Consider the following 21,311-nt stretch of genomic DNA (forward strand, 5'->3'; position numbering starts at 1 on the left):
GGGCGAGTAGACCTTCATCACCATAAAAGATGCCTCCTACCCGGCCCCTACCGGGACCGGGCTCAGAGGTGTCCACCACTCGGGGACAGGTCCCACCCAGCCGCTCGGCCGCTTCGGCCGCTTCGGCCGCGTCGACCGCGTCAGCCGCTTCGGCCGCTCAGCCGAACTGGACCGACCGCTTCGCCAGGCCCATCCAGAACCCGTCGATCACGCTCCGGCCGGCGTCCAGGTCCCCGGTCGCGTCCGCCGCGCCCAGGGTGACGAAGAGCGGCGCGAAGTGCTCCGTACGCGGATGTGCCAGGCGCCCGGCCGGGGACTTGTGCTCGAAGTCCAGGAGCGCGTCGACGTCCTGCGCCTCCAGCGCGTGGCGGCCCCAGTCGTCGAACTCCGCCGACCATCCCGGCACTCCCGCACCGGTGTGCCGCAGCGCGGCCAGGTTGTGGGTGAAGAAGCCGCTGCCGACGATCAGCACGCCCTCGTCGCGCAGCGGCGCGAGCCGCCGGCCGATCTCCATCAGCTTCCGGGGATCGAGCGTGGGCAGCGAGATCTGGAGCACCGGCAGGTCGGCGTCGGGGAACATCTCCACCAGCGGCACGTACGCGCCGTGGTCGAGCCCCCGGTCGGGGATGTCCTGCACCGGCGTGCCCGGCCCGTGCAGCAGCTTGCGGACCGAGGCGGCGAGTTCGGGCGCGCCCGGGGCGTCGTACCGCACGCGGTAGTAGTGCTCGGGGAAGCCCCAGAAGTCGTACACGAGCGGCACGGTCTCGGTCGCGCCGAGGGCGAGCGGGGCCTCCTCCCAGTGGGCGGAGACCATCAGGATCGCCTTGGGCCTGGGCAGCCCGGCGGACCAGGCGGCGAGCTCACCGGGCCAGACGGGGTCGTCGGCGAGCGGCGGGGCACCGTGCGAGAGGTAGAGGGCGGGCATCCGTTCCAGCGTGGCGTCCATGATGACGACCGCCTCCCGACGGCGAAGAGAGATGGGGACGAGAGAGAGTTCTTGAAACTTCAAGCGTAGGGCTCTCCATGAGGGTAAGCCCATATAGTTCAACTTTCAAGAACGAGTCGTACGATGGATCCCATGACCACCGCACCCGAAGACGCGCCCCGCTGGCTCAGCGACGAGGAACAGTGCGTCTGGCGCGCGTACCGCCACGCCACCACCCTCCTCGAGGACCATCTCGACCGCCAGCTGCAGCGCGACGCCGGGATGCCGCACATCTACTACGGCCTGCTCGTCCAGCTCTCCCAGGCGCCCCGGCGGCGGCTGCGGATGACCGAACTGGCCAAGGACGCCAAGATCACCCGCTCCCGGCTCTCGCACGCCGTCGCCCGCCTGGAGAAGAACGGCTGGGTGGTCCGCCAGGACTGCCCCTCCGACAAGCGCGGCCAGTTCGCGCACCTCACGGACGAGGGCTTCGAGGTGCTGAAGCGGACGGCGCCCGGTCACGTCGACGCCGTACGGCAGGCCATGTTCGACCGGCTCAGCCCGGAGCAGGTGGCCCAGCTCGGCGAGATCATGAAGGTCATGGCGGAGGGGCTCCAGCCGACCGGCCCGGACGCGGACCTGCCCTGGCTCCGCTGAGCGGAACCAGGGCAGGACGATCGGACCGTACGGGGGCGGTACGAGGACCGCACGAGGATCAGTGCGCGATGACGGGGATCTTCACCTCGTCCTCGGCACCCTCGCCCGAACCGGAACCCGAACCCGAACCGGCGACCGGCCCGGTCTCCGGCTTCCCGGTGTTGATGAGGGTGAAGGCGATCGTGGCCGCGACGACCAGGATGCCGACGGCCCACCAGATGGCCGCCGCGTAACCCTCGACCATGCCCTGGAGCTGGAGCAGCTTCTGGGCGCCCTGCGTGGTGGCACCGGCCGCGTGGTCGGCGATGTACGCGGTCGTCGCCGAGGCGGCGATCGTGTTCAGCAGAGCCGTGCCGATGGCGCCGCCGACCTGCTGCGAGGTGTTGACCATCGCGGAGGCCACACCGGCGTCCCGCGGGTCGACCCCGTGCGTGGCGAGCGACATGGCGGGCATGAACGCCGTACCCATGCCGAGGCCGAGCAGCAGCTGCGCGGGCAGGATCAGCCCGGCGTAGGACGTGCCGATCTCCAGCTGCGTGAGCAGCAGCATGCCGAGGCCCGCGGTCAGGAAGCCCGGGCCCATCAGCCAGCGCGGGGGAACCCGCATCATCAGCCGCGTACCGATCTGGGTCGAGCCCACGATCATGCCCGCGATCATCGGGAGGAACGCGAAGCCCGTCTTGACCGGCGAGTACCCCTTCACGACCTGGAGGTAGTACGTCAGGAAGAGGAACAGGCCGAACATCGCGATGATGGCCAGACCCAGCGAGAGGTACACGCCGCCGCGGTTGCGCTCGGTCAGGACGCGCAGGGGCAGCAGCGGGGACTTGACCTTCGCCTCGGTGAGGACGAAGGCGGCGAGCAGCACGGCCGAGGCGACGAACATGCCGATCGTCAGGGCGTCCGACCAGCCCTCGGACTCGGCGCGGGTGAAGCCGTAGACGAGCGCGACCAGGCCGAGGGTGGACAGGACCACGCCCGGGATGTCGAGCGGCGAGCGGTTGCGGCCACCGGCCGGCTCGCGGATCACGAAGTACGCGCCGACGGCGGCGACGATCGCGAACGGGATGTTGACGTAGAAGGTCCAGCGCCAGTTCAGGTACTCGGTGAGGAAACCGCCGAGGATCAGGCCCACCGCGCCACCGCCACCGGCGATCGCACCGTAGATGCCGAAGGCCTTGGCACGCTCCTTGGCGTCGGTGAACATCACCGCGAGCAGGGAGAGCGCGGCGGGCGCGAGCAGCGCGCCGAAGGCGCCCTGGAGCGCGCGGGCACCGAGCATCATGGCCTCGCCGGTCGCTGCACCGCCGAGGGCGGAGGCGGCGGCGAAGCCGATCAGACCGACGACGAAGGTGCGCTTACGGCCCCACAGGTCGGCGATGCGGCCGCCGAAGAGCAGCAGCCCGCCGAAGGCGAGGGCGTAGGCCGTGATGACCCACTGCCGGTTGCCGTCCGATATCCCCAGGTCCTGCTGGGCGGAGGGCAGCGCGATGTTCACGATCGTCGCGTCGAGCACGACCATCAGCTGGGCGAGGGCGATGAAGACCAGCGCTTTCCAGCGCCGGGGATCTGTTTCGGACATGGGGGTAGCCACCTCGTGGTGCGTAAAGGAAAAATCGGGATGTAAGTGGGTGGCCCGTCAGGGGAGTGACGGACACGGCTCTGTGGCCTTCAGGCCACGGTCACAGGACGGTCAGCTCGGGGTCACGACTGGTCGAAGTCGCCCCTCAGATCCTCCAGAGTGGCGGCCGAGCCGGGCAGTACGGAGCGCGCGGGCGCTTCGAGACCGTCCAGGAACAGCTGCAGATGGCGGTGGACGAAACGGTCCATGTTCAGGCAGGCGGTGCCCGGGAGCGGGCGGGTCAGCTGGGAGACGGCCACCATCAGGTCCCCGACGCCGACGTCGGTGCGGAGCCTGCCGGCGCCGTGCGCCCGGTCGACGAGGTCCTGGACGGCGTCTTCCAACTGCTCCCGCGCGGCGTGCAGTTCGGGGTGGTTCTTGTCGAAGGCGCCGTCGAGGATCGGGCACAGGGCCCCGATGCGCTCGTCGGCGGCGGCGTGGGTGAAGCGGCGCAGCGCCTCGAAGGCGTCGACCTCGCCCGCCTCGACGGCCTCGGCCCCCTCCCGCGCGAGGTCGGTGGTGCGGGCGGTGACGGAGAGGACGACCTCACGGACGAGGTCGTTCCGCTCGGGGAAGTTCCGGTAGAGGGTGGCGTTGCCGACGCCCGCGCGGCGCGCGACCTCGTCCAGCGGCACCTGCGGGCCGAACTCGACGAACATCTCACGGGCCGCGGTGACGATCCGCTCGCGGTTGCGCAGGGCGTCCGCCCGGGGGCGGGGTACGCGACGAGCGGATGCGGTACCGGCTTCGGCGGTCATGCCACGTCTCCTTCCAGAACTCTCGGACTCTCGGATCCTCGGCGACTCCCGGATCCTCGGACCCGCGGGTTGCGATCCGGGGAACGAGTCCCCACTTCTTCGAACACAGGCGTAAACGGGGAGGGAGTCCCCGGTTATTTCCCACCATGAATGTGACCTGCATCACACCACTCTGCCCTGCCGCGCGTACCCACGATCGGGCCACCCGACGCGCGCCCCCGGAGCTCTCGACACAGGCTGTCGAACAGCAGCGCTGACCAGACCGACCGCTGATCAGACGCCGACCCGAGAGGCGACCGCATGCAGCAGACCCGCCGGCGCATACGCAGACCCGTCGTCCTCGCGGCGGCAGCGTCCCTCACGCTCGCCGCCCTCGCCTCGGCCAGCACCACGCTGCCCGGCCCCGCCCCCGCCTCGGCGGGCCCGGTGGCCTCCGCGCCCGGGGACGTCACGGCGCTCGGGCCGTGCAGGATCGCGACGACGATGGGTGTGCAGATGTCGGAGGGGATGCCCACGGCCCCCGGTTACGCCCGCTCCACGGGCCGGGTCAGGGCCCTCAACCTCATGGTCGACTTCCCCGACGCGGAGGGCGAGGGCACGGCGCTCGAACGGTACGACGAGTTCTTCCCGAAGACCGCCGAGTGGTTCAGCACCAGCTCGTACGGGCGCCTGCACTACCACCCGGAGGCCCCGATACCGGAGTGGCTGCGGATGCCGCGGCCGTTCTCCTCGTACGGGATAGAGCGCGGCTCACCGTACGAACCGGGCTACCGCGGGCTCGTCGAGGACATCGTGAAGACCGCGGACCCGAAGGTGGACTTCAGCGCGTACGACCTGGTCAACATCCTGGTCACACCGAACGCCGGGCCCTCGGCCCTGGACACGGTCCTGTCCGTCACCTTCTCCGGGAACGACGAGGCGCCGTACGCGGACGGCGTCCCGCTCTCCAACACCTCGTTCGTCTACAGCCGCCAGGACGACGGCTCGGGAACGTACGACGAGACCGGCTACCGCGTGCTGCCGCACGAGAACGGCCATGTCTTCGGCCTGCCCGACCTCTACACCGTGGACGGCGGGGGCACCGTCGGGCACTGGGACATCATGTCCGAGGACTGGGGGGCCAACAACGACCTGCTGGGCTGGCACAAGTGGAAGCTGGGCTGGCTGGACAACGGCCAGGTCCGCTGCGCGTCGGCGTCCGGCGCCCACGACTACGCGCTGACGCCGCTGGCGACGGCAGGCGGCACGAAGCTCGCGTTCGTACCGCTCTCCGAGAAGTCGGGGTACGCGGTCGAGGTCCGCACCCGGGAGGGGAACGACGAGGCGGTCTGCGAGCCGGGCGTCCTGATCTACCGGGTCGAGTCGGACGTCGACACCGGCCACGGACCGGTGACGGTCTCCGACAGCGACAAGGACAGCGGCGGCTGTACGCGCCGCCCGAACGTCCACGCGGAGCTGTCGGACGCGCCGTACCGGCCGGGAGAGACGTTCACCGACCGGACGAACGGCATCCGGATCTCGGTGCTCGGCGAGCACGAGGACGGCACCTACCGGGTACGGATCACCCGCGGCTGACGAAGCCGACCTCAGCCGTCACCTCGCCGGTCCGCACGTCCGCCACATCGTCCGCCACGTCCCCCGGCGCCTCGCCCGTCAGCTCGTCCCTCAACTCCCGCTTGAGCACCTTCCCGGTGGCGTTCCGGGGCAGCTCGGTACGGCGTACGTGGACATGGGCGGGCACCTTGAAGGCGGCGAGCCGCCCTCCGACGTACGCCCTGAGCACCTCACCACTGGCCCCCGCGCCCTCCCTGAGGCGCACGACGGCGGCGACCTCCTCCCCGAGCGTCGGGTGCGGCACACCGAGGACGGCGACGTCGAGGACGTCGGGGTGTTCGTGGAGCACGGCCTCGACCTCGACGCAGTACACGTTCTCGCCGCCCCTGATCACCATGTCCTTGAGCCGGTCGACGACCGTGAAGCGGCCGTCGTGGAGCCGGACGAGGTCGCCGGTGCGGAACCAGCCGTCCTCGGTGAAGGCGGCCCGGGTGGCGGCCTCGTCGCCCCAGTAGCCGCGGACCAGGGACTGGCCGCGCAGCAGCAGCTCCCCCACCCCCTCGGCATCGGGCCGGTCGACACGGACCTCGGTGACGGGGCTCGGCCGGCCGAGGCCGAGCGGATGGGCGCGGTACTCGGCGCCGAAGGTCGCGAAGACCCCGCCGCAGGTCTCGGTGAGGCCGTAACCGTTGCGGGGCTCGATGCGCTCGCCGTACGCGGCGGTCAGCCGGGCGACGAGCTCCGGCGGCGCGGCGGCGCCACCGGTGTTGAACATCGTGAGGCTCTCCAGCGGATCACCGGTCCGCTCGGCGAGGTCGAGCAACTGGAGGGCGGTGGTCGGAACCCCGGAGTAATGGGTGACGCGATGGCGCCGAATGAGCTCGAGCGCCTCCTCGGCATCCCACTTCCGCATCAGCACCAGGGTCCCGCCGACGGCCATGACGGAGTAGAAGGAGGTGAAGGCGGCCACGTGGAAGAACGGGAACGTGGTGAGCGAGACCGGAGCGGGCCCGTACCCGGGCACGGTGCCGCGCCCGAGGGCGGAGGCGGCGGCGAAGTACCGCGGGTTCATCGCGGCCCCGGCCTGCGCGAGGTGGGTGGCGACGGCGCCCTTGGGGCGGCCGGTGGTGCCGGAGGTGTAGATGAGCGTGGCGTCGTGCTCGGGCAGGACGTCGACGGGCGGCGGCCCGAGCAGCGAGTCGGTGTCGCGCACGTACGCCTGGAACCCGTCCGTGGCCTCCCCGTGAAAGACGATCCCGGGCACGCGCTTGCGCAGGGCCCACCCCCGCACCCGCTCCAACCGCTCCCCGTCGACGAGGAGGACGCGGGGCGTGCAGTCGTCGAGGGCGTACGCGCACTCCTCCTCGGTCCACCAGGCGTTGAGGGGTACGGCGACGAGGCCGGCGAGCTGGGCGGCCCAGAAGGCGATCTGCCACTCGGGGTGGTTGCGCATGGCGACGACGGCGCGGTCGCCGGGGCGCAGCCCGTACTGGTCGACGAGGGTCCGGGCGAGCCCGCAGGCGGCGTCGAAGAAGGCGCGGTAGCTCAGCACGCCGTCCTCGGAGACCAGGAACGGCCGGTCCCCGTACGCCCAGGTGGCCTCGACGAACTCCCGCAGCGTGCGCGGCCCCTCCGCATACACACCGCCGTCGACGGCGAAGGGCCCCCCGGGCGCGGCCAGCCGGGCGGCGACGGAGTCCCCTTCGTCGAGCTGACCCACGATCGCCCCTCTCTAAGCACTCGCTCAGTCCCCGCCAGACGCTATGCCCGCCCTCCCGAGCCCGTCAAACAACCGCGGCCCCCGCACCCCACGACAATGGTGGCGACCTCCCCAACCCCATCCGCTAGGCTGTCAGCGGTCAGCCGACCTCCAGGGCCCCAGGCCCGAACGGGAACGCCCGACCAGTGCACGCCTTCGTAGCTCAGGGGATAGAGCACCGCTCTCCTAAAGCGGGTGTCGCAGGTTCGAATCCTGCCGGGGGCACATGGGAAAAGGGCACCTAGCAACGTTGCTAGGTGCCCTTTGACATCCACAGCTGACATCAACGGCGACGGTCAGGGGCGACCGGGGCGCCTCTTGAGCAGCCGATCCATGTGGCTGATGGCCTCGCGCTGGGTGTCCTGGACGACGTGCGTGTACACATCCATCGTGATGCTGATCTGGCTGTGCCCGAGGATCTCCATGACGACGCGAGGAGCGACCCCGGCCGCGGTGAGGAGCGTCGCGCAACCGTGGCGGGCATCGTGCAGCCGGATGACGCGGAGGCCGGCGGACTCGGCGACGCGGGTGAAGGAGCGGTAGACGTTCCGCGGCTCGACGGGCCGACCGGTGCCCGTGGTGAAAACGTAGCCGCCCTCCTGCCACCTCTCCCCCGCCTTGATCCGCTGGCGCTCCTGCCGCATCCGGTGCCAGCGGAGAGGCGCGATGCACATGGCGGGCAGGGGCACGGCCCGCCGACGGCGCCCCTTGGGATCGTCGTCGTACAGGACCCCGCGTCGGCGCTGGGTCTGCTGCCGGACGTAGAGAACGCGGTGATCGAGATCCACGTCCACCCAGCGGAGTCCGACGAGTTCGCCCCGACGCAGCCCCATGGCGATGGCGAGCACGAAGGCCGCGTACAGCGGGTCCCGTCGGGCGGCAGCGAGGAAGTCGAGCGTCTCGTCCAAGGACCAGGGGCTCAGCTCCCTCGCCTTGGCTCGGGGCGACTCGACGAGGGTGGCCACGTTGCGCGTGATCAGCTCCTCGCGGCAGGCGGCGGTGAGGGCGGTCCGCAGGACACGGTGGGACTCCTTGGCCGTGGCGGCCGTGGTCTTCTTCTCCAGCTGGACAAGGAAGCGGCGGACGTCGGCGACGCTCAGGGACTCCAGCCGCTTGGAGCCGACCATCGGGACGAGGTACAGGCGGACGTGCGCCTCGTATTTGTCGTACGTGCTGAGCTTGCGCCGCGGCTTGATGACATTGTCCAGCCAGTACGGCAGCCACTCGGAGAGCTTCGCCGAGCGGGTCGGGACGGGGATGCCGTTGTCGGCCTTGTCGAGGAGTGCGCGGCGCTTGGTGTCGCACTCCGCCCAGGTCTTGCCGTAGGCGAACTTGCGGGCTCGGGTGCCGTCCGGCTGGAGGACGTAGACGGCGGCCTGATAGCGGCCGTCCTTCCGCTGGGTGATGGTGCCGGCGCCGTTCGGGTTGCGCTTGCGCTGGGTGGCCATCAGGCGGCCTCCCCGATCGCGTCGGCGATGAAGTCCCTTACGGCGACGGCCGGGACGCGGCGGGCGCGGCCGACCGTGATCGAGGTCAGGCGGCGCGTCCGGATGAGGTCGTACACGGTGGAGCGACCGAGCTTGAGCCGCGCCATGACCTCGGGCACGGTCAGCAGTTCGTCGGTGGCGGTCATCATGCCGCGGCTCCTTCCAGGGCGAGTTGGTCGCGTAGGGCCTCGCGGGCGGTCTCCCGGTTGAGCTGGATGTCACGGGCGATGCTGGCGGCGAGGGCAGCCTCGCCGGGGGTGTGGCCGTGACCGGCGTACTGCCAGGAGGCGAGCACAAGGACGGTGTCCGGGTCCGTGCTGTCTTCCTGCGCGGCGCGGTAGTCGGCGCGGACCTGACGGAGGGCGCCGAGGGTGGTCGAGTAGCGGCGGGACTTGGTGGAGAAGTGCCCGCGGAAGCCGAGCATGTGGGCCCAGGCGGCGAGCTTGCGGTCCGGGTAGAGCGGGGCGAGGTCGAGGCAGGCCTCGATGAGACGGCGGGGATGGTCGGGCACGTCCAGGAGGTCGAGGACTTCCCGGTTGCCGATCCGGCGGTCGAGGCTGCCGGTGGTCTCAGCCGCCTTGGTGGCGTACTTGGCGACGTAGGCGGCGACGGCCTGTTCGGTGATGTCGGAGCCGTCGCCGAACGCCTTGACCGGGCGAATGTCGAGCTGTCGCCCCCACTGGAAGCGCCGGCGCGGCTGGTCCCCGGCGGCCGGGACGGTGATCGTCGTGTACGCATGGACGGCGGCGGCTCGGATCGCGTCGTCGAGTAAGCGCACGCTGGCCCAGGACGGCGGGGCAGTGCCGGGGCCGTCCGGACCGTCGAGGCGGATCACGGCATGGAAGTGGATGGCACCTCGCTTCTGGAACTCGGCTACCTTCCCGTACGACACCCGGAGGACGTCTCTCAGTTCGCGTTGGGTGAGTCCGGCGCGGGCGGCGAGCTCGCGGCGCAGGCGGTTCGTGAAGCGCTGCCAGAGCTGTCCGGCGTGGTTGTTGAAGAGAACAGCTCCCGCGTAGTCGTACGAAGCGGGGTCGAGCGCCGTACCCAGGACAGGGTCGTTCTCCGGGTGGCGGGTGCCGCATCGGCAGGTACCGCGGTCGGGCCGGTTGTGCACGGGCCCGAAGGACGGGGCGGTGAGGGTGGCGAACACCCGGGGGTGATCGCGGACGGCCGCGGGGATGTTCTTGGCCTCGTCGCCGGCCAGGCCCGCGCGGATCAGGTGGTAGGTGTCCCCGGCGTACGTGTGCGCGCAGGAGGGGCAGCGGGAGGCGCGGCGGTTCCCGCAGGCGACGCGGAGGCGTCCCCCGGGCTCGGCGTCCGTGGAGTAGCGGCGCAGGGTCTCGCCGGACGTGCGGTCCTTGGCGAGCGACCAGCCGGTCAGGTGGACGGGATCGGAGCAACCGCCGGTGCGGTGCACCTGGTCCTTCCAGCGGTCGAAGCCGGGGGTTCCGGCCACGCGAAGGACGTCGTGCAGAGTGGCCGGGTCCAGGCCCGCCGCGGTGGCGGCGGTGCGCTGTTCCATGATGGGTGTTCCTTCCGGTTGAGAGATCGGCGAGGGGTACGGCTCCCGGGCGGCCGATGCTTGGCGGTATCGAGGCCGCCCGGGGGCCGGTCAGCGGTGCTTGGCCGAGGACGCCAGGAGCGAGCGGACGACGACGGCGCAGACGGCGACCGACACGGCGGTGACGGCGGCCGCGAGGAGCATCGAGACCAGGACCGTGCCGACGACCAGGACCACGGCGGTACCGGCGCCGATGGCGGCGAGTGCGGTGCCGGGGGTGATCTGGACGGTCGGCCGGGACACCGGGGTGACCGGCACCGAGGGTTGCTGCGCGGGCTGGATCGCGGTCGGTTCGACGACGGCGGGCGGGGTGACGAGGCCGGTAGGCATCGGCATGGTCGGGATCTTCGGTCGGAGCATGGCGGTTCTCCCTTCCGGGTCAGGTGGTCACTTGGTGATCGCGGTGTCGATGACAGGGGCCAGCACGCTGTCGGCGAGGAGGAAGCCGCCCAGGAGGATCACGGCGACGAGCCACCAGGGCGGGCGGATCAGCTTGATCCCGAGAACACCGACGACGATCAGGGCGAGCCAGAGCGGGACGTCCACGAGCGGTATCCGTTCAGTCGGCGATGCGGCAGCGGTGGGTACGGGCCGCGAGCTGCGCGGCCGAGGAGCTGGAGTAGTCGGAGGACCAGCCGCAACGGTCGGAGGTACAGACGGCGGCGTACTTGGTGCGGCCGTGACGGTCACGGTGGGTGCCGATCTGCACGGGACCGATGCGCATCACGGAGTGGAAGTGCTCGCGAGGGGACATGGTGTTCTCCGTTCTGATCAGGCGAGTTGGGCGGCGATGGCGTCAGCCATGGGCGCGGGGACGCCGAGACGGGCGCGCAGGGTGTCGGTGTCGATGGGGTGGCCCGTACGGGCGCGGTGGTCGGCGGCGACCTTGCGGGCGTGCTCGACCAGCGCGACCGGAACCGGGATAGCGGGCGCGATCTCGGGCACTGGCTGGGCGGACGCAGCAACGACATCGGGCTCGGAGACGTAATCCGGCTCGGCGGGCTCAGGTGTCGGGTCCGGCTCGACGGTTGGTGTCGGGGAGTGGGCGAGGAGGGTGCCACCGAGGAAGGCGACCGCCGGCCACCCGGCGACGCCGAAGCGGAGCCAGGCGGGCGGATCGGCGAGGTCGAGGAATCCGGCGGTGGCGACGTTCGCCCCGAGCGAGGCGAACAGGGAGACCAGGAACCAGCACCAGGCGAGACGGGACGAACCGTCCGCGCGGAGCCGGCGCCAGGCGGCGACCAGGAGCAGGTCGACGGAGACGGGGTAGGCCCACGCCTTCCATCCGGTCTGACCAGCGGCGGCGGCCAGGTCGTGCAGGTGGGCGAAGGACAGCGCACCGGCGATCAGGGCTTGGACCAGCACGGCGTCGATGCGGAGCTTGCTGGTCATGCGATCACCTCCTTGCAGGTGTTTTGGGCATGGCGGGGTAGGGACGCGGCGCGAAGAGGTCACGCCGACCGAGTGAGGCAGGGAAGATCAGGCCGTAGCCGGGGCCGGGACCTTGGCGAGGGACACCGACGGCTCGACGTCGGGCCGGAAGTCAGCGAGGCCAGGCAGTTCCGGGGCCAGGTACGCGTACTTGTTGCAGGCGTTGACGGCCGTGCGGAGCGAGATGTGCGGCGTACGGATACGGGACCAGCCGCCGGAGGCGTCGCCGGTGATCGCGAGGCCGGGATACTCGACGGGGATCTGGACGGTGGCGAGAGCGGCGTCCGGGGCGATGTCTCCGAAGGCCATGTTGGCGCTGGTCTCGTCGTTGACGCGGTGGGCGGTCCGGGCGGTGAGCTGGGCTCGGAGCATCGTGATGCCCTTGCCGAGTTCGGAGCCGAAGCGCTGGCCGCAGATTTCGAGGTAGATGCCGGCAGCGCGGCCGAGCTGGGCGAGCCGTGCGAGGGCGATGATGATCCGATCGCGGCGCTTCTCCTCGTCCTTCGTGGCGAACAGGGCGAGTTCTGCGACCTCGTCCACGAGGACGACGATGGGCACCGGCCGCAGGTGGTCAGGCAAGTCCCAGATGTCGGCAGCGATCTCGGCATCCGGGGTGTCTGCGGTGATGCGCTGCTCTGCCCGTATGAGCTGGTACACGCCTTCCATGTGAGCGATCAGCGCGCCCAACAGCTCGGCGGCAGTGTCGGGGTTGTCAGCGAGCGCAGAGAACCGGCGAGCCAGAGGGAACAGCTCCACTCCCTGCTTGCAGTCGATGCCCACCAAGGCAACCTGCTGTGCGGCGAGTTCGGCGACAAGGTTCCGTTGGTAGACAGACTTCCCTGACTTGGTCGCGCCGATCGTGAGGGCATGCGGAGTGGTGCGGTAGTCGCGGTAGTGGACAGCTCCGTCTTCGCGCAGTGCGACCGGCACACGCATAGGCGTGCGCTTGGCGTTGGCCGGCAACCGAACGAGCCTGAGCACGTCATAGCCCGTCATCCGCAGTTCGACCACGCCGGAGCGGATCTCCCTCGAGGTGACTCCGTACATGCCGAACGAGTGCCGGAGCCGGTCGCACGAGGCCGCGACGTCGAAAGCGTCCTGGCCAGGACGGAGCCCCAGCCGTAAGACAAGGCCAGTCCGGGTGGGCCGGAGCCGCAGGATGCGCGGTGCCCGCGGTTCGGGTGCGGGCCGGTTGGCCATCCGGGCGATGGTCAGACGCCAGCGGGGCGGAGGGACGGTCAGCCCGCAGGCGTCCATGACCGACCTGTACCGGACCAGGACCCGGAGGGTGGCGAGCGTGACGCCGAAACTCAGCCAGTACCAGGCGGGCCGCCGCCACCGCAGGAGACCCGCGAGGACGACGACCAGCGCGACGGATGCGATCAACCACCGCATGATCAGGCTGCCTTCGTGTTCGCCGCGCCACCGACCAGCGAGGTCACCGCGACGGCCCGGAAGGCGATGCCGTGGCGACGCTGGCCGTTGAACTCGTTCTCCCACGGCCGGGCAACCAGGCCCGTAACCGCGACGGGGGTGCCCATGACCAGCTCGGCGGAGACGCCGGTCTCCGGAACGGTCACGGTCAGAATCTCCACCTCGCCGTTCGCCGCGAACATCACCTCCACGGTCGCCAGCGCGGCGCCGGTCTCGGCGTCCATGGCGCGCTCGCCGGTGCGGCGGTCCTTCACCTTCGGCTGCGGGGGCTGGGCGACCATCACGGAGGCCGCGGAGGTGTCGACAGGGATCTGACGCACAGAGATCACTCCTCTAGAAGTGCTGGACTCCGTCACTCATGTACATGAGTAACATGAAGAAGAGTGCATCACTCCTATACATGAGTCAACCCGCCCGGACGAAGAAGTCCGAGCGGGCTAAGGAGAGTTGACCGCGCTTCAGTCGGCGGCGGGGATCCGGTACTCGAAGACGAACTGGTCAGCGGCCATGAGGGTGTCGCAGACCTCCACCACGCGGCCGGTCTTCGTGACAGCGTTCCGCAGCAGATGGATGACCGGAGCCCCAGGACTCAGGGCGAGCTCGGACGCCTCAGCCTTCGCGGCCGGCCGGGCTTGCAGCGTCTCCACGAACTCGGTGAAGACGTGCCCGTCGTCCTCCAGGCGGGCGTAGATACCTCCGGGCCCGGGGTTCTCCGAGAAGAGCTCGGGGATGTCCTTCACGACATCCCACGGCAGATAGGAGGTGGCGGTCTCGACAGGCGTCCCGTTCCGGAAGTACAACCGTCGCCGAGTAAGAATCTGAGTCCCCGCCTCGACGTCGAGCCGCTCGGCGATGTCCTCCGGAGCTTCCATCGGACCGATGTAGAGGACGCTCACCTTGGCAGTAGCACCGGACTGAGCCGACTCGGCCAGGTAAGCGGCCTTCCCGCCCCGACGATGCGAGGCCCGGAACCGATCCGACGACCGCAGCCGCACGGGCGGCCGGTCCTTCACGATCGACCCCTTGCCGTGCCGCGTCTCGACGAGCCCACTCGCCCGCACTTCGACCATGGCCTTCCGAATAGTCCCGCCGGCGACCCCATATCGCTCGACCAGCTCGGACTCACTAGGCACCAGGTCACCAGGCTTCAGAACGCCAGCCTGGATCTGCTGAACGATCTCCTCGGCGATCTGGACGTACCGAGGTACGGCCCGCCCACCTCCTGCGGTCGTTCCCATAGTCCTTCTCACTCTCCTATGCTCCTGTACATGAGTAACGGGAGCGCGGGAACAAAGTCAACGCCACTGCATTCGGTGTCGGTGGCGGGCGCAGTCGTACGCGAGGACGGCCGACTCCTGGCGATCCGCCGCGCGGACAACGGCACCTGGGAGCTCCCGGGCGGCGTCCTCGAACTCACCGAGGCCCCCGAAGAGGGAGTGGCCCGCGAGGTCTTGGAGGAAACCGGCATCCGAGTCGAGGTCGACGAGCTGACGGGCGTCTACAAGAACACCACGCGCGGCATCGTCGCCCTGGTCTTCCGCTGCAAGCCGTCGGGCGGCGAGGAGCGCACTTCCACGGAGTCGACCGCGGTCGAGTGGCTCACCCCGGAAGAGATCACGGCCCGCATGACCGAGGTCTACGCGATCCGCCTGCTCGACGCCCTAGACAACGCAGGCCCCCACGTCCGCAGCCACGACGGGCGACACCTCCTGGAGAGGTCCGCATGACGGCGCCGAAGCACGTGAAGGACTTCGGGAACGTCTACGGCTTCCTGGACCAGGTCCGCCTCCGCCCCGGAATGTGGGTTCCCAATATCTCTCTGGCGCACCTGGACTCCATGCTTCTCGGCTACCGGGTAGCCATTGAGGTGCACAACGCCGAAGAGGACTTCCCCTTCTGGACTCCGGGCGGGGACACCCCCTTCGATACCTGGTTGAACGAGCGCAACGGCCGTGGAAGCGCCGTGCGTTGGCCAGCACAGATCGAGCATGAAGCCGAGACCACCGGCACTCCAGCCGTCGAGCTGTTCTTCAGCCTGCTCGACCAGTTCCGAGCCGAGCGCCAACAGCCGGCGCGGTAAGACTTTCCCTACTTCATCAAGGCACCCGCCGCGCACGGCGCGGCGCGCGCGGCCCGTCGCCCGGGCCTGCGCTCCTGTCTACGCCCCGCTCCAGCCCGGCCGCCGTCCGCACGCCTGGACAGCTCGGGTTGATGGGTGGCAAACCACGAAGTGACCGAGGCGGTACGCGAGTGCGGCTCAAGGCGATGCCTCCGGCGGGGGCCTTCAAACTCCGGGATGGAGGGGGCTCCGTGGGCGAGTGCTGGCCGTGGGATGTTGAGGAGGTGGAACTCCCATCCCGTCTGCCGTCGACCCAGGCAGAGCCGAGCAGACACGGCACCGGGCGTCCAGGTCGTTCGTACAGTGGCGCGCTCCACCTGGACGCCCGGCACCGCGCCTGCTCCACGGTGTGTGGGTCGACGGCAGACGGGATGGGAGTTAGGTGCCAAGTGGCGTTTGAGACCGCCCGTCACGCCCTGCGATTATCGGCCTGACGCTGAAACATCTACATCACCAGCGTGCGCTCCAACTCCGACATGATTGACGGTTCACGAATTCGATCGCTCAGATGATGGGAACATCATGGTGATCCGTGGCGAGCACAAATCCGTTCTTGACAATGTACGCTTCGACATAATGACACCCCCTCCAGCGCGTCGGCTCACGCCTCTTCCTCGTCCGGTTCTCATCTCGGATGATATTTCCGCGGAGTTGCCCATGAACAGCGGCTTCGCTACCCCGGTTCCGCACTTTCCAATATAGATCGAACGGCTCAGGCACATCCGTGGTGATGGAGAACTCCAGATCTTGCGCTGTTCTCACATTCCGGAGCCTACGCAATGGCCCATCACGGAAACCGTTACGCGGGAGAACCCTGGCATTGATAAGCAAGCCGTAGCCGCCTTTCCAGGTAAAGCCAAGCTCCTCAATGTACTGCTCTTGGGGGGCACGAGCCTCGCGTTCAGGACGAAGTCGAGAGGAGGCGGACAGAGACTTTTCAACGACGGCCGGCTTCTGGAATGACGTTCCAAAGACGCGCTGCCAGGCACTCAGGCTCACGGCCTTATCTGCCGCATCGTAGGCCTCGGCTACCCAGTCACAGTAGATCTTGACCTTGTTTCGGAAGTTTTCGTACTGGGCTTGATCCCAACGGTGATTGAACGTTGTCTGCGGGCAACTCGGATCCGGAAGAGGTGGCATGAGCGGATGCAGGTCAAGCCAGTTACTCAAGTCAGTCAAGAGCGTCTTCAGCGCAGTGGGAGTGTCGCTGTAGCGCGAATCCGTATCCCACGCCTGCACCCGCTCGCCCAGCATGGTGGTGAGGATTACCGAAGGAACGCTGAACGTCTGCTTGTAATCACGGACGTACTTGAGGAGTCGAATTACGCGCCGAAGATTCCCGTTCGCGAGATCATCCTTCTCTTTCATCCAATCAGTGAAGCCCTGCGGGTTCGTCTCCTCGAATTCATTTTCAGCGTAGTTCACGATGGATTCGCTGCCGTCACCCAGCACGATGTAGGGGACTACGTCTACATGGCAGTCTCCTGCGTAGACGATTCGGCAGCACCGATTCTTCTTGGTGACCTTGGAACGGTACGTAGCCGAGCGCTTGAACGCAGCTCGTACCTCCCGCAGGTAGTCCTTCGGCTCCCAATTCTCGACCTCCCGGAGTTGTAGGAGGATGTCAGCGTCAAACTCGTGATTGTTGAGGGGTTTGATAATTGTGCGATGTGCCCAGGAGCCCTGGGGCGAGTGATCCTCGTACAGGTCTCCGATGCTTGTGTCGTTCTTGAACGTGGACGTGATGGCACGGACTCGATCATCGAGCTGCCCGAGCCGCGTCTGGTTCAGGTTGACAGTGTCTTTGAGGAAGGCATCGAAGTAGGCAAGCAGCTTCACGAGACCTCCAACACAGACGTGTACCGTCCATCGGTGCGGTCGTAGATGGCCAAGGTGGGGTGCACGTGAGACTCGTGCACTCGCCCTAGTTCCACCGCAGCGGAAAGTGGGGCGGCAGCCAGTACGTGCAGCCGCTGGATGCCCTTGTGCTGGGCTTCGAGGTCTGACAGTAGCTGCCGAATTGCGTTGACGAACTCGTCCAGCGTGGCGCGCGAATCGATCACGTCAACAGCCGGGACAATGCCCTGCGGACGGATAACCCAGCGTGGAAGCTCCGCAAGCTCGTCGGGCAGCTCCTCCGCCTGAATGGAACCTGAGACGTTCAGAATGAGGACCCCCTCCTCTGCATCCCTCGACACACTGCCGTGCGTCTCAGTCACGAAGGGACGACCCGGTCCCTGAGCATCCGGCCAATTCCAGGCCTCCGTCGACCGGTGACGCTGGTAGGTGGTCACGGCGAACGTGTCGTTAAGCCGTGACCCGAAGTAGACCAGGAGCGGCAGCCGCGCGAAGCCAAAGGCGCTGACGTGCTGCACTGAGTCCTCGCGCAGTGCATCTGCAAGTCGGAGCTCGATTACCTGATCGATCTGCTGGCGGCACTGCTCCCAGTAGGCCGGGCCAGCGGTCTCCTCGCCGAGCACATTGCGGAGGTCGATCTCGAAACCGTCGCCGTGGAGGCTGAGCGGAAACTCAGGGAATCGCGCCTCGGAACGGATCACTGCCTCAGCGGCCGTGGGCTTGGTCAGTTCGACTTCAGCCCCGCGCACACGTCCGATGAGGCGGATCACGACGGTTCCGTTCTGGGGGCTGAGCGCCGTCATCCGCCGGATCCACTCTTCGCGGTCCCGCTTGATACTTCGAAGGCGCTCGACTGTCATGATGTTGAGAGATCCCTTGCGGTCGATCTCGTTGTGCTCACCGCGACAGAGGAGCATCAGGTTGTCCGCGAGGTCGCGCTGAGGCTTCGGAAGGGGATCCATACCCCTCGGGGACTTGGGAGCGACGTCCCGCCCAACGATGTGGGCTAGTTCACCGAGCGTGAAGTCCTTATAAGTGAGCTTGCCTTCGAGCAGGTACCTGCCGCAGAACTCGCAACGACCGCCGGCGCGGACCCATGCCTTCAGACGTTCTGTCTCAGAAATGGCCATGTGGCCCCTTCCCCTACGTCTCCCCATGCACCTGTGCATAGGGAACCACGGGCCACTGACAGTCGGGACGGTTTCGCGTAGCTTGGGGGGGGTGTGGGCCACCGCTTTTGCTCCTCGGAGAAGGCCGTCGCCACCGCCCACGAGACGCCATCTCCGCGGCGCTGGGCTGCAACTGCATCAGCGAGCGGACATAGGAGCCGACGCGCTCCGCGCAGATACCGACAGCCCAGCCTCTGGGCCCACGACACCACCCGATGTCAGCAACATCGTCCGTGCTGTGCGGCCTATTCGTGGACTGGCGAAGCCCGGGATGCCACTCGCACGCCGTTGACCTGTGGAAACTCGCCGGACGCACAGGACCTCCGGAGCCGTGTGCCCGGCGTACCCTGTGGGCACCTTCCCGGCCCTAGTGGCTAGCGAGACGCTGGCTGACATCAACGAGGTTGGACGCGGGCGGCCCCAGGTGGTCGGCAGCGGTGGGGGAATATGCCCAGCCGATGGCGGCGCACGGGCAATCCGGGCGAACCTGCACAGCACGTGTCGCGCGCTCCTTCGCAGTCCGCGGAGCGGGGGCGGGTTGTACCTGTCATTGGCGCCAGTGACGCGAAGAGCCCCGCTGGCGGTGAACGCCAACGGGACTGAGGGCTCGGGGGATTGCGTGCGCCGGGCAGGTCAGGCTGTCCGGCGCACGCGGTTCATGGGTGCCGGCCCGGCCTGTTCGCCTTCAAGGCGCCGGCGGCAGGGTCACGGCGGGTGGGTCAGTGGCGGCGGTGGTTGCCCCAGGACTCGGTGTCGATGGTGCGGCCGTGGTCGTTGCGGAGGGTGGCCTTGTCGCGGTTGTTGTCCCAGACGTAGTTGCGGCGGTCCTGGTAGAGGTCGGTGCGGGTGTCGCGGCCCTCGCCGGTGTGGATGCGGACGGTGGCGCGGCCGGCGAGGCGGTAGTCGTTGAACGTGTAGCGGTGGCCGTCCTCGTCCTTCAGGGTCCAGCCATCGAGGTTGATCGCGTGGCGGGTGTTGTTGGTGATCTCGACCCACTCGGCGTTCAGCGACCGGTTGGTGCGGTTGTCGCGTCCGGGGCTGTCGGCCTGGACCCGGCTGATCTCCACCTTCGGGGTGCGCTGGCGGTCGCCGTCGTGGGCGGCGGCCGGCAGGGCGGCGGCGGAGACGATCGCGCCGGCCGCGAGGGCGGTGGCGGCGATCCGGCGGGCGGTCGAAGAAGCAGACATGTGTGATGTCCCCTCAAGAACAGAGCCTCATCAGCCGTAACTGCTGGTGAGAGCTGTGCGGGTTCCCGGTCCAGTGCGGGCCGAGGACCCAAACTCTGCGGCCCCGCCGACCGTGCCGGAATGGCGACCGCAGTCCGTTACCAGGTATGGACATTTCCGTAACTGTCGCCTGTATCGGTCACGCACCCGTTTCGGGTGCGGCCCTGACATTCACTGTCTGCTACACCCACCCGTTGAAGGGTCAACGGGAAGCCCTTTCGGGCTCCCGGCGCACTACCGGTCGCACCACCCGGCGCACTCTGCCGATCAGGTGAAGCGTCCGAGTAACGGCTGTACTGCACGTTTCTTCGTACACCTGACGCCCTCTCGTGCGCGACAGCGGACGCAAGCCAAGATGGTCTCCGGCCTCGAAGGCGAGGAGCTCGGGTTGTGTCCGGGCCCCTCTGTCCTCCGGGTGGTCGTGAGCGCTAGCCGAAGGCTGCCGCCGGCAGTCGTGGGCCTTCGTCGCCATCGTGAGCGGCGACGTCCGTAGCTGCCAGGCGACGTCCGCGGCTTGTGGCTACACGGAGGGTGTCTTTGAGGGCATCCGTCAGGTCCTGTGTGAGGCGTTGAAGTTCCTCCGGCGCGGCCATCTCGTTTCCGAGGACTTCCTGTGCGCGCACCACGAGGTCTGCCGCCAGGTTGAGTTGGATCGCTTCGGTGTCGTCCGCCAGGCGAGACAGATGGCTGCTGCTGTCGTCAGTGCTCAGGTAACAGGGCTTGTCGTCGGGGCCCGTCCATGGGAGGAGACGTAGTTCGTTGTGGGGCGTCATCCGCCGGCCCTTCCGTCTTTGGTCGCGTGGTGGGTGGTGAAGCGTGCGTCGGCGCGGTCGCCGGGGAGGACCAAGAGGGCGGCCTCGATGACGCGGCCAGCGGTGTCGGCAGATACGCGAGTGATCGCGAGGACCGCCAGTGCTGTGCTGATCCGGAGGGTGGACGCTTCCTCCGGGGTGGGGAGGCGGGCGCTGATCTTTTCTCGGATCTCCGCCAATTGGGGACCGGCTTCTGGTGGCTTGGGCCAGCGGTATAGCGGCTCCGCCGGCGCCAGGTCTCGCGGGACGTAGATGCGGGCCACGCTGTGCGGCGCCTCGCCCACGTGATTGACGCAGAGATACTCGGTCAGGAGCGCCTGTGATGGCACCTTCAGCAAGGTGGTCAGTGGCCCTTGGGCCTGGAGTTCAGTGGTGCGGACTGTGACGTGAAGGGTCGGAGCGATGGGCGTGAGAGTGCCTCCCTCGTACGTGAGTCGCCGGCGGAGGCGTCGGACGAAGTTGCCCTTGCCGTGGATCTTCTCGATCAGGCCCTCCGCCTGGAGGAGCGCGAGTGCGTTTCGCAGCGTCGCCGTGCTGACGTGGTAGCGCGCGGCGAGCTGGGGTTCCGAGGGGAGTCGTTCCCCGGGCTTGAGGCGGCCCGTGGTGATCTGGGTTCGGAGGTCGTCGGCGATGGTATGGCGGAGTGATCGCACGGGTTGGATCACCACCTTCTGAGCACGCGGAGTGCGACGAGCCGGGTTCGCGGGTGGATGGTCAGCAGTTCTCCTGACTCGAAGAGGAGGCGCTTGGCGCCGCGGGGCAGTTGGAAGAGGTCCGCCACTCGGCAGGGCTGGCCGCCGATCTGGATGACGTCGCCGCGCTGGACGTTGGTCGAGGTGATCTCTACAGGTGCGGCAGCCGCACCGCTGGGGGTCCAGGTCTTCATGAGGCCGCGCCCTTGGGGCTGGTCGAAGTGGCCGGCGCGTGGCAGGGGCAGG

At 68.6% G+C, this 21,311-nt stretch carries 24 protein-coding genes and 1 tRNA gene; 5 read left to right on the top strand and 20 right to left on the bottom strand.

Going from position 1 to position 21,311, the window contains the following annotated elements; all coding sequences use genetic code 11:
• Window positions 1-157: 157 nt before the first annotated feature.
• Entirely contained in the window at window positions 158-946 is a 789-nt protein-coding gene (locus tag AB0E14_RS30735) for a class III extradiol ring-cleavage dioxygenase (protein WP_362425467.1), read from the bottom strand.
• 123 nt (window positions 947-1,069) lie between these two features.
• On the opposite strand from AB0E14_RS30735, the gene AB0E14_RS30740 reads away from it, so the two are divergent.
• Window positions 1,070-1,582: a MarR family transcriptional regulator gene (locus AB0E14_RS30740; RefSeq protein ID WP_362425469.1), complete on the top strand. Its 513-nt coding sequence runs from the start codon at window positions 1,070-1,072 to the stop codon at window positions 1,580-1,582.
• A gap of 58 nt (window positions 1,583-1,640) precedes the next feature.
• On the opposite strand, the gene AB0E14_RS30745 is transcribed toward AB0E14_RS30740, so the two are convergent.
• The gene (locus AB0E14_RS30745) at window positions 1,641-3,164 is read right to left on the bottom strand and encodes an MFS transporter (protein WP_362425472.1); all 1,524 of its coding nucleotides are present in this window, start codon (window positions 3,162-3,164) and stop codon (window positions 1,641-1,643) included.
• Window positions 3,165-3,286: 122 nt separating this feature from the next.
• Window positions 3,287-3,961: a TetR/AcrR family transcriptional regulator gene (locus tag AB0E14_RS30750; protein ID WP_362425474.1), complete on the bottom strand. Its 675-nt coding sequence runs from the start codon at window positions 3,959-3,961 to the stop codon at window positions 3,287-3,289.
• A gap of 300 nt (window positions 3,962-4,261) precedes the next feature.
• On the opposite strand from AB0E14_RS30750, the gene AB0E14_RS30755 reads away from it, so the two are divergent.
• On the top strand, window positions 4,262-5,536 hold the full coding sequence (locus AB0E14_RS30755) for a M6 family metalloprotease domain-containing protein (RefSeq protein WP_362425476.1): 1,275 nt from the start codon (window positions 4,262-4,264) through the stop codon (window positions 5,534-5,536).
• Here the strand turns inward: AB0E14_RS30755 and AB0E14_RS30760 are convergent.
• Window positions 5,523-7,235: a class I adenylate-forming enzyme family protein gene (locus tag AB0E14_RS30760; protein WP_362425479.1), complete on the bottom strand. Its 1,713-nt coding sequence runs from the start codon at window positions 7,233-7,235 to the stop codon at window positions 5,523-5,525. The genes AB0E14_RS30755 and AB0E14_RS30760 overlap by 14 nt on opposite strands.
• A gap of 191 nt (window positions 7,236-7,426) precedes the next feature.
• Here AB0E14_RS30760 and AB0E14_RS30765 point away from each other — a divergent pair.
• Window positions 7,427-7,499, top strand: a tRNA-Arg gene (locus tag AB0E14_RS30765).
• A gap of 71 nt (window positions 7,500-7,570) precedes the next feature.
• On the opposite strand, the gene AB0E14_RS30770 is transcribed toward AB0E14_RS30765, so the two are convergent.
• From AB0E14_RS30770 to AB0E14_RS30815, 10 genes are all read right to left on the bottom strand, one after another.
• Window positions 7,571-8,722 (bottom strand): site-specific integrase, encoded by a 1,152-nt coding sequence (locus AB0E14_RS30770; RefSeq protein WP_362425482.1) that lies wholly within the window; start codon window positions 8,720-8,722, stop codon window positions 7,571-7,573.
• Entirely contained in the window at window positions 8,722-8,910 is a 189-nt protein-coding gene (locus AB0E14_RS30775) for a helix-turn-helix domain-containing protein (RefSeq protein ID WP_362425485.1), read from the bottom strand. The genes AB0E14_RS30770 and AB0E14_RS30775 overlap by 1 nt, the downstream gene beginning before the upstream one ends.
• The gene (gene repSA / locus AB0E14_RS30780; RefSeq protein ID WP_362425488.1) at window positions 8,907-10,286 is read right to left on the bottom strand and encodes a replication initiator protein RepSA; all 1,380 of its coding nucleotides are present in this window, start codon (window positions 10,284-10,286) and stop codon (window positions 8,907-8,909) included. The genes AB0E14_RS30775 and repSA overlap by 4 nt, the downstream gene beginning before the upstream one ends.
• 90 nt (window positions 10,287-10,376) lie before the next feature.
• Window positions 10,377-10,685, bottom strand: a complete 309-nt coding sequence (locus tag AB0E14_RS30785; RefSeq protein WP_362425491.1) for a SpdD-like protein — start codon at window positions 10,683-10,685, stop codon at window positions 10,377-10,379.
• 27 nt (window positions 10,686-10,712) lie between these two features.
• Window positions 10,713-10,871, bottom strand: coding sequence for a hypothetical protein (locus AB0E14_RS30790; protein ID WP_362425495.1), 159 nt, complete (start codon window positions 10,869-10,871; stop codon window positions 10,713-10,715).
• 13 nt (window positions 10,872-10,884) lie between these two features.
• A complete protein-coding gene (locus tag AB0E14_RS30795; protein ID WP_362425498.1) occupies window positions 10,885-11,079 on the bottom strand; it encodes a mobile element transfer protein in 195 nt (64 codons plus the stop codon).
• Between the two features lie 17 nt (window positions 11,080-11,096).
• The gene (locus AB0E14_RS30800; RefSeq protein ID WP_362425501.1) at window positions 11,097-11,717 is read right to left on the bottom strand and encodes a DUF2637 domain-containing protein; all 621 of its coding nucleotides are present in this window, start codon (window positions 11,715-11,717) and stop codon (window positions 11,097-11,099) included.
• Window positions 11,718-11,804: 87 nt separating this feature from the next.
• On the bottom strand, window positions 11,805-13,139 hold the full coding sequence (locus tag AB0E14_RS30805; RefSeq protein WP_362425587.1) for an FtsK/SpoIIIE domain-containing protein: 1,335 nt from the start codon (window positions 13,137-13,139) through the stop codon (window positions 11,805-11,807).
• A gap of 14 nt (window positions 13,140-13,153) precedes the next feature.
• Window positions 13,154-13,510, bottom strand: coding sequence for a hypothetical protein (locus AB0E14_RS30810; RefSeq protein WP_362425504.1), 357 nt, complete (start codon window positions 13,508-13,510; stop codon window positions 13,154-13,156).
• Window positions 13,511-13,648: 138 nt separating this feature from the next.
• Complete coding sequence (locus AB0E14_RS30815; protein ID WP_362425507.1) at window positions 13,649-14,428, bottom strand: GntR family transcriptional regulator; 780 nt, start codon at window positions 14,426-14,428, stop codon at window positions 13,649-13,651.
• Window positions 14,429-14,446: 18 nt separating this feature from the next.
• Here AB0E14_RS30815 and AB0E14_RS30820 point away from each other — a divergent pair, with 18 nt between their 5' ends.
• Window positions 14,447-14,917 carry an NUDIX domain-containing protein gene (locus tag AB0E14_RS30820; protein ID WP_362425510.1) on the top strand — a complete coding sequence of 157 codons (471 nt, stop codon included), beginning with the start codon at window positions 14,447-14,449 and terminating at the stop codon, window positions 14,915-14,917.
• Window positions 14,914-15,270 (top strand): hypothetical protein, encoded by a 357-nt coding sequence (locus tag AB0E14_RS30825; RefSeq protein ID WP_362425513.1) that lies wholly within the window; start codon window positions 14,914-14,916, stop codon window positions 15,268-15,270. Before AB0E14_RS30820 ends, AB0E14_RS30825 begins: the two co-directional genes overlap by 4 nt.
• Window positions 15,271-15,813: 543 nt before the next feature.
• Here the strand turns inward: AB0E14_RS30825 and AB0E14_RS30830 are convergent.
• From AB0E14_RS30830 to AB0E14_RS30855, 6 genes are all read right to left on the bottom strand, one after another.
• On the bottom strand, window positions 15,814-17,148 hold the full coding sequence (locus tag AB0E14_RS30830; RefSeq protein WP_362425517.1) for a cyclic GMP-AMP synthase DncV-like nucleotidyltransferase: 1,335 nt from the start codon (window positions 17,146-17,148) through the stop codon (window positions 15,814-15,816).
• Entirely contained in the window at window positions 17,145-18,296 is a 1,152-nt protein-coding gene (locus AB0E14_RS30835) for an HNH endonuclease (RefSeq protein WP_362425520.1), read from the bottom strand. Before AB0E14_RS30835 ends, AB0E14_RS30830 begins: the two co-directional genes overlap by 4 nt.
• Window positions 18,297-19,054: 758 nt before the next feature.
• Window positions 19,055-19,522, bottom strand: a complete 468-nt coding sequence (locus tag AB0E14_RS30840; RefSeq protein ID WP_362425523.1) for a lamin tail domain-containing protein — start codon at window positions 19,520-19,522, stop codon at window positions 19,055-19,057.
• 467 nt (window positions 19,523-19,989) lie between these two features.
• Window positions 19,990-20,334, bottom strand: a complete 345-nt coding sequence (locus tag AB0E14_RS30845; protein ID WP_362425526.1) for a hypothetical protein — start codon at window positions 20,332-20,334, stop codon at window positions 19,990-19,992.
• The gene (locus AB0E14_RS30850; protein ID WP_362425529.1) at window positions 20,331-21,026 is read right to left on the bottom strand and encodes a GntR family transcriptional regulator; all 696 of its coding nucleotides are present in this window, start codon (window positions 21,024-21,026) and stop codon (window positions 20,331-20,333) included. Before AB0E14_RS30850 ends, AB0E14_RS30845 begins: the two co-directional genes overlap by 4 nt.
• Before the next feature lie 8 nt (window positions 21,027-21,034).
• Entirely contained in the window at window positions 21,035-21,259 is a 225-nt protein-coding gene (locus tag AB0E14_RS30855; protein WP_362425533.1) for a hypothetical protein, read from the bottom strand.
• Between the last annotated feature and the right edge of the window lie 52 nt (window positions 21,260-21,311).

This window comes from Streptomyces sp. NPDC047981 (genome assembly GCF_040653315.1).
Lineage (GTDB): Bacteria > Actinomycetota > Actinomycetes > Streptomycetales > Streptomycetaceae > Streptomyces.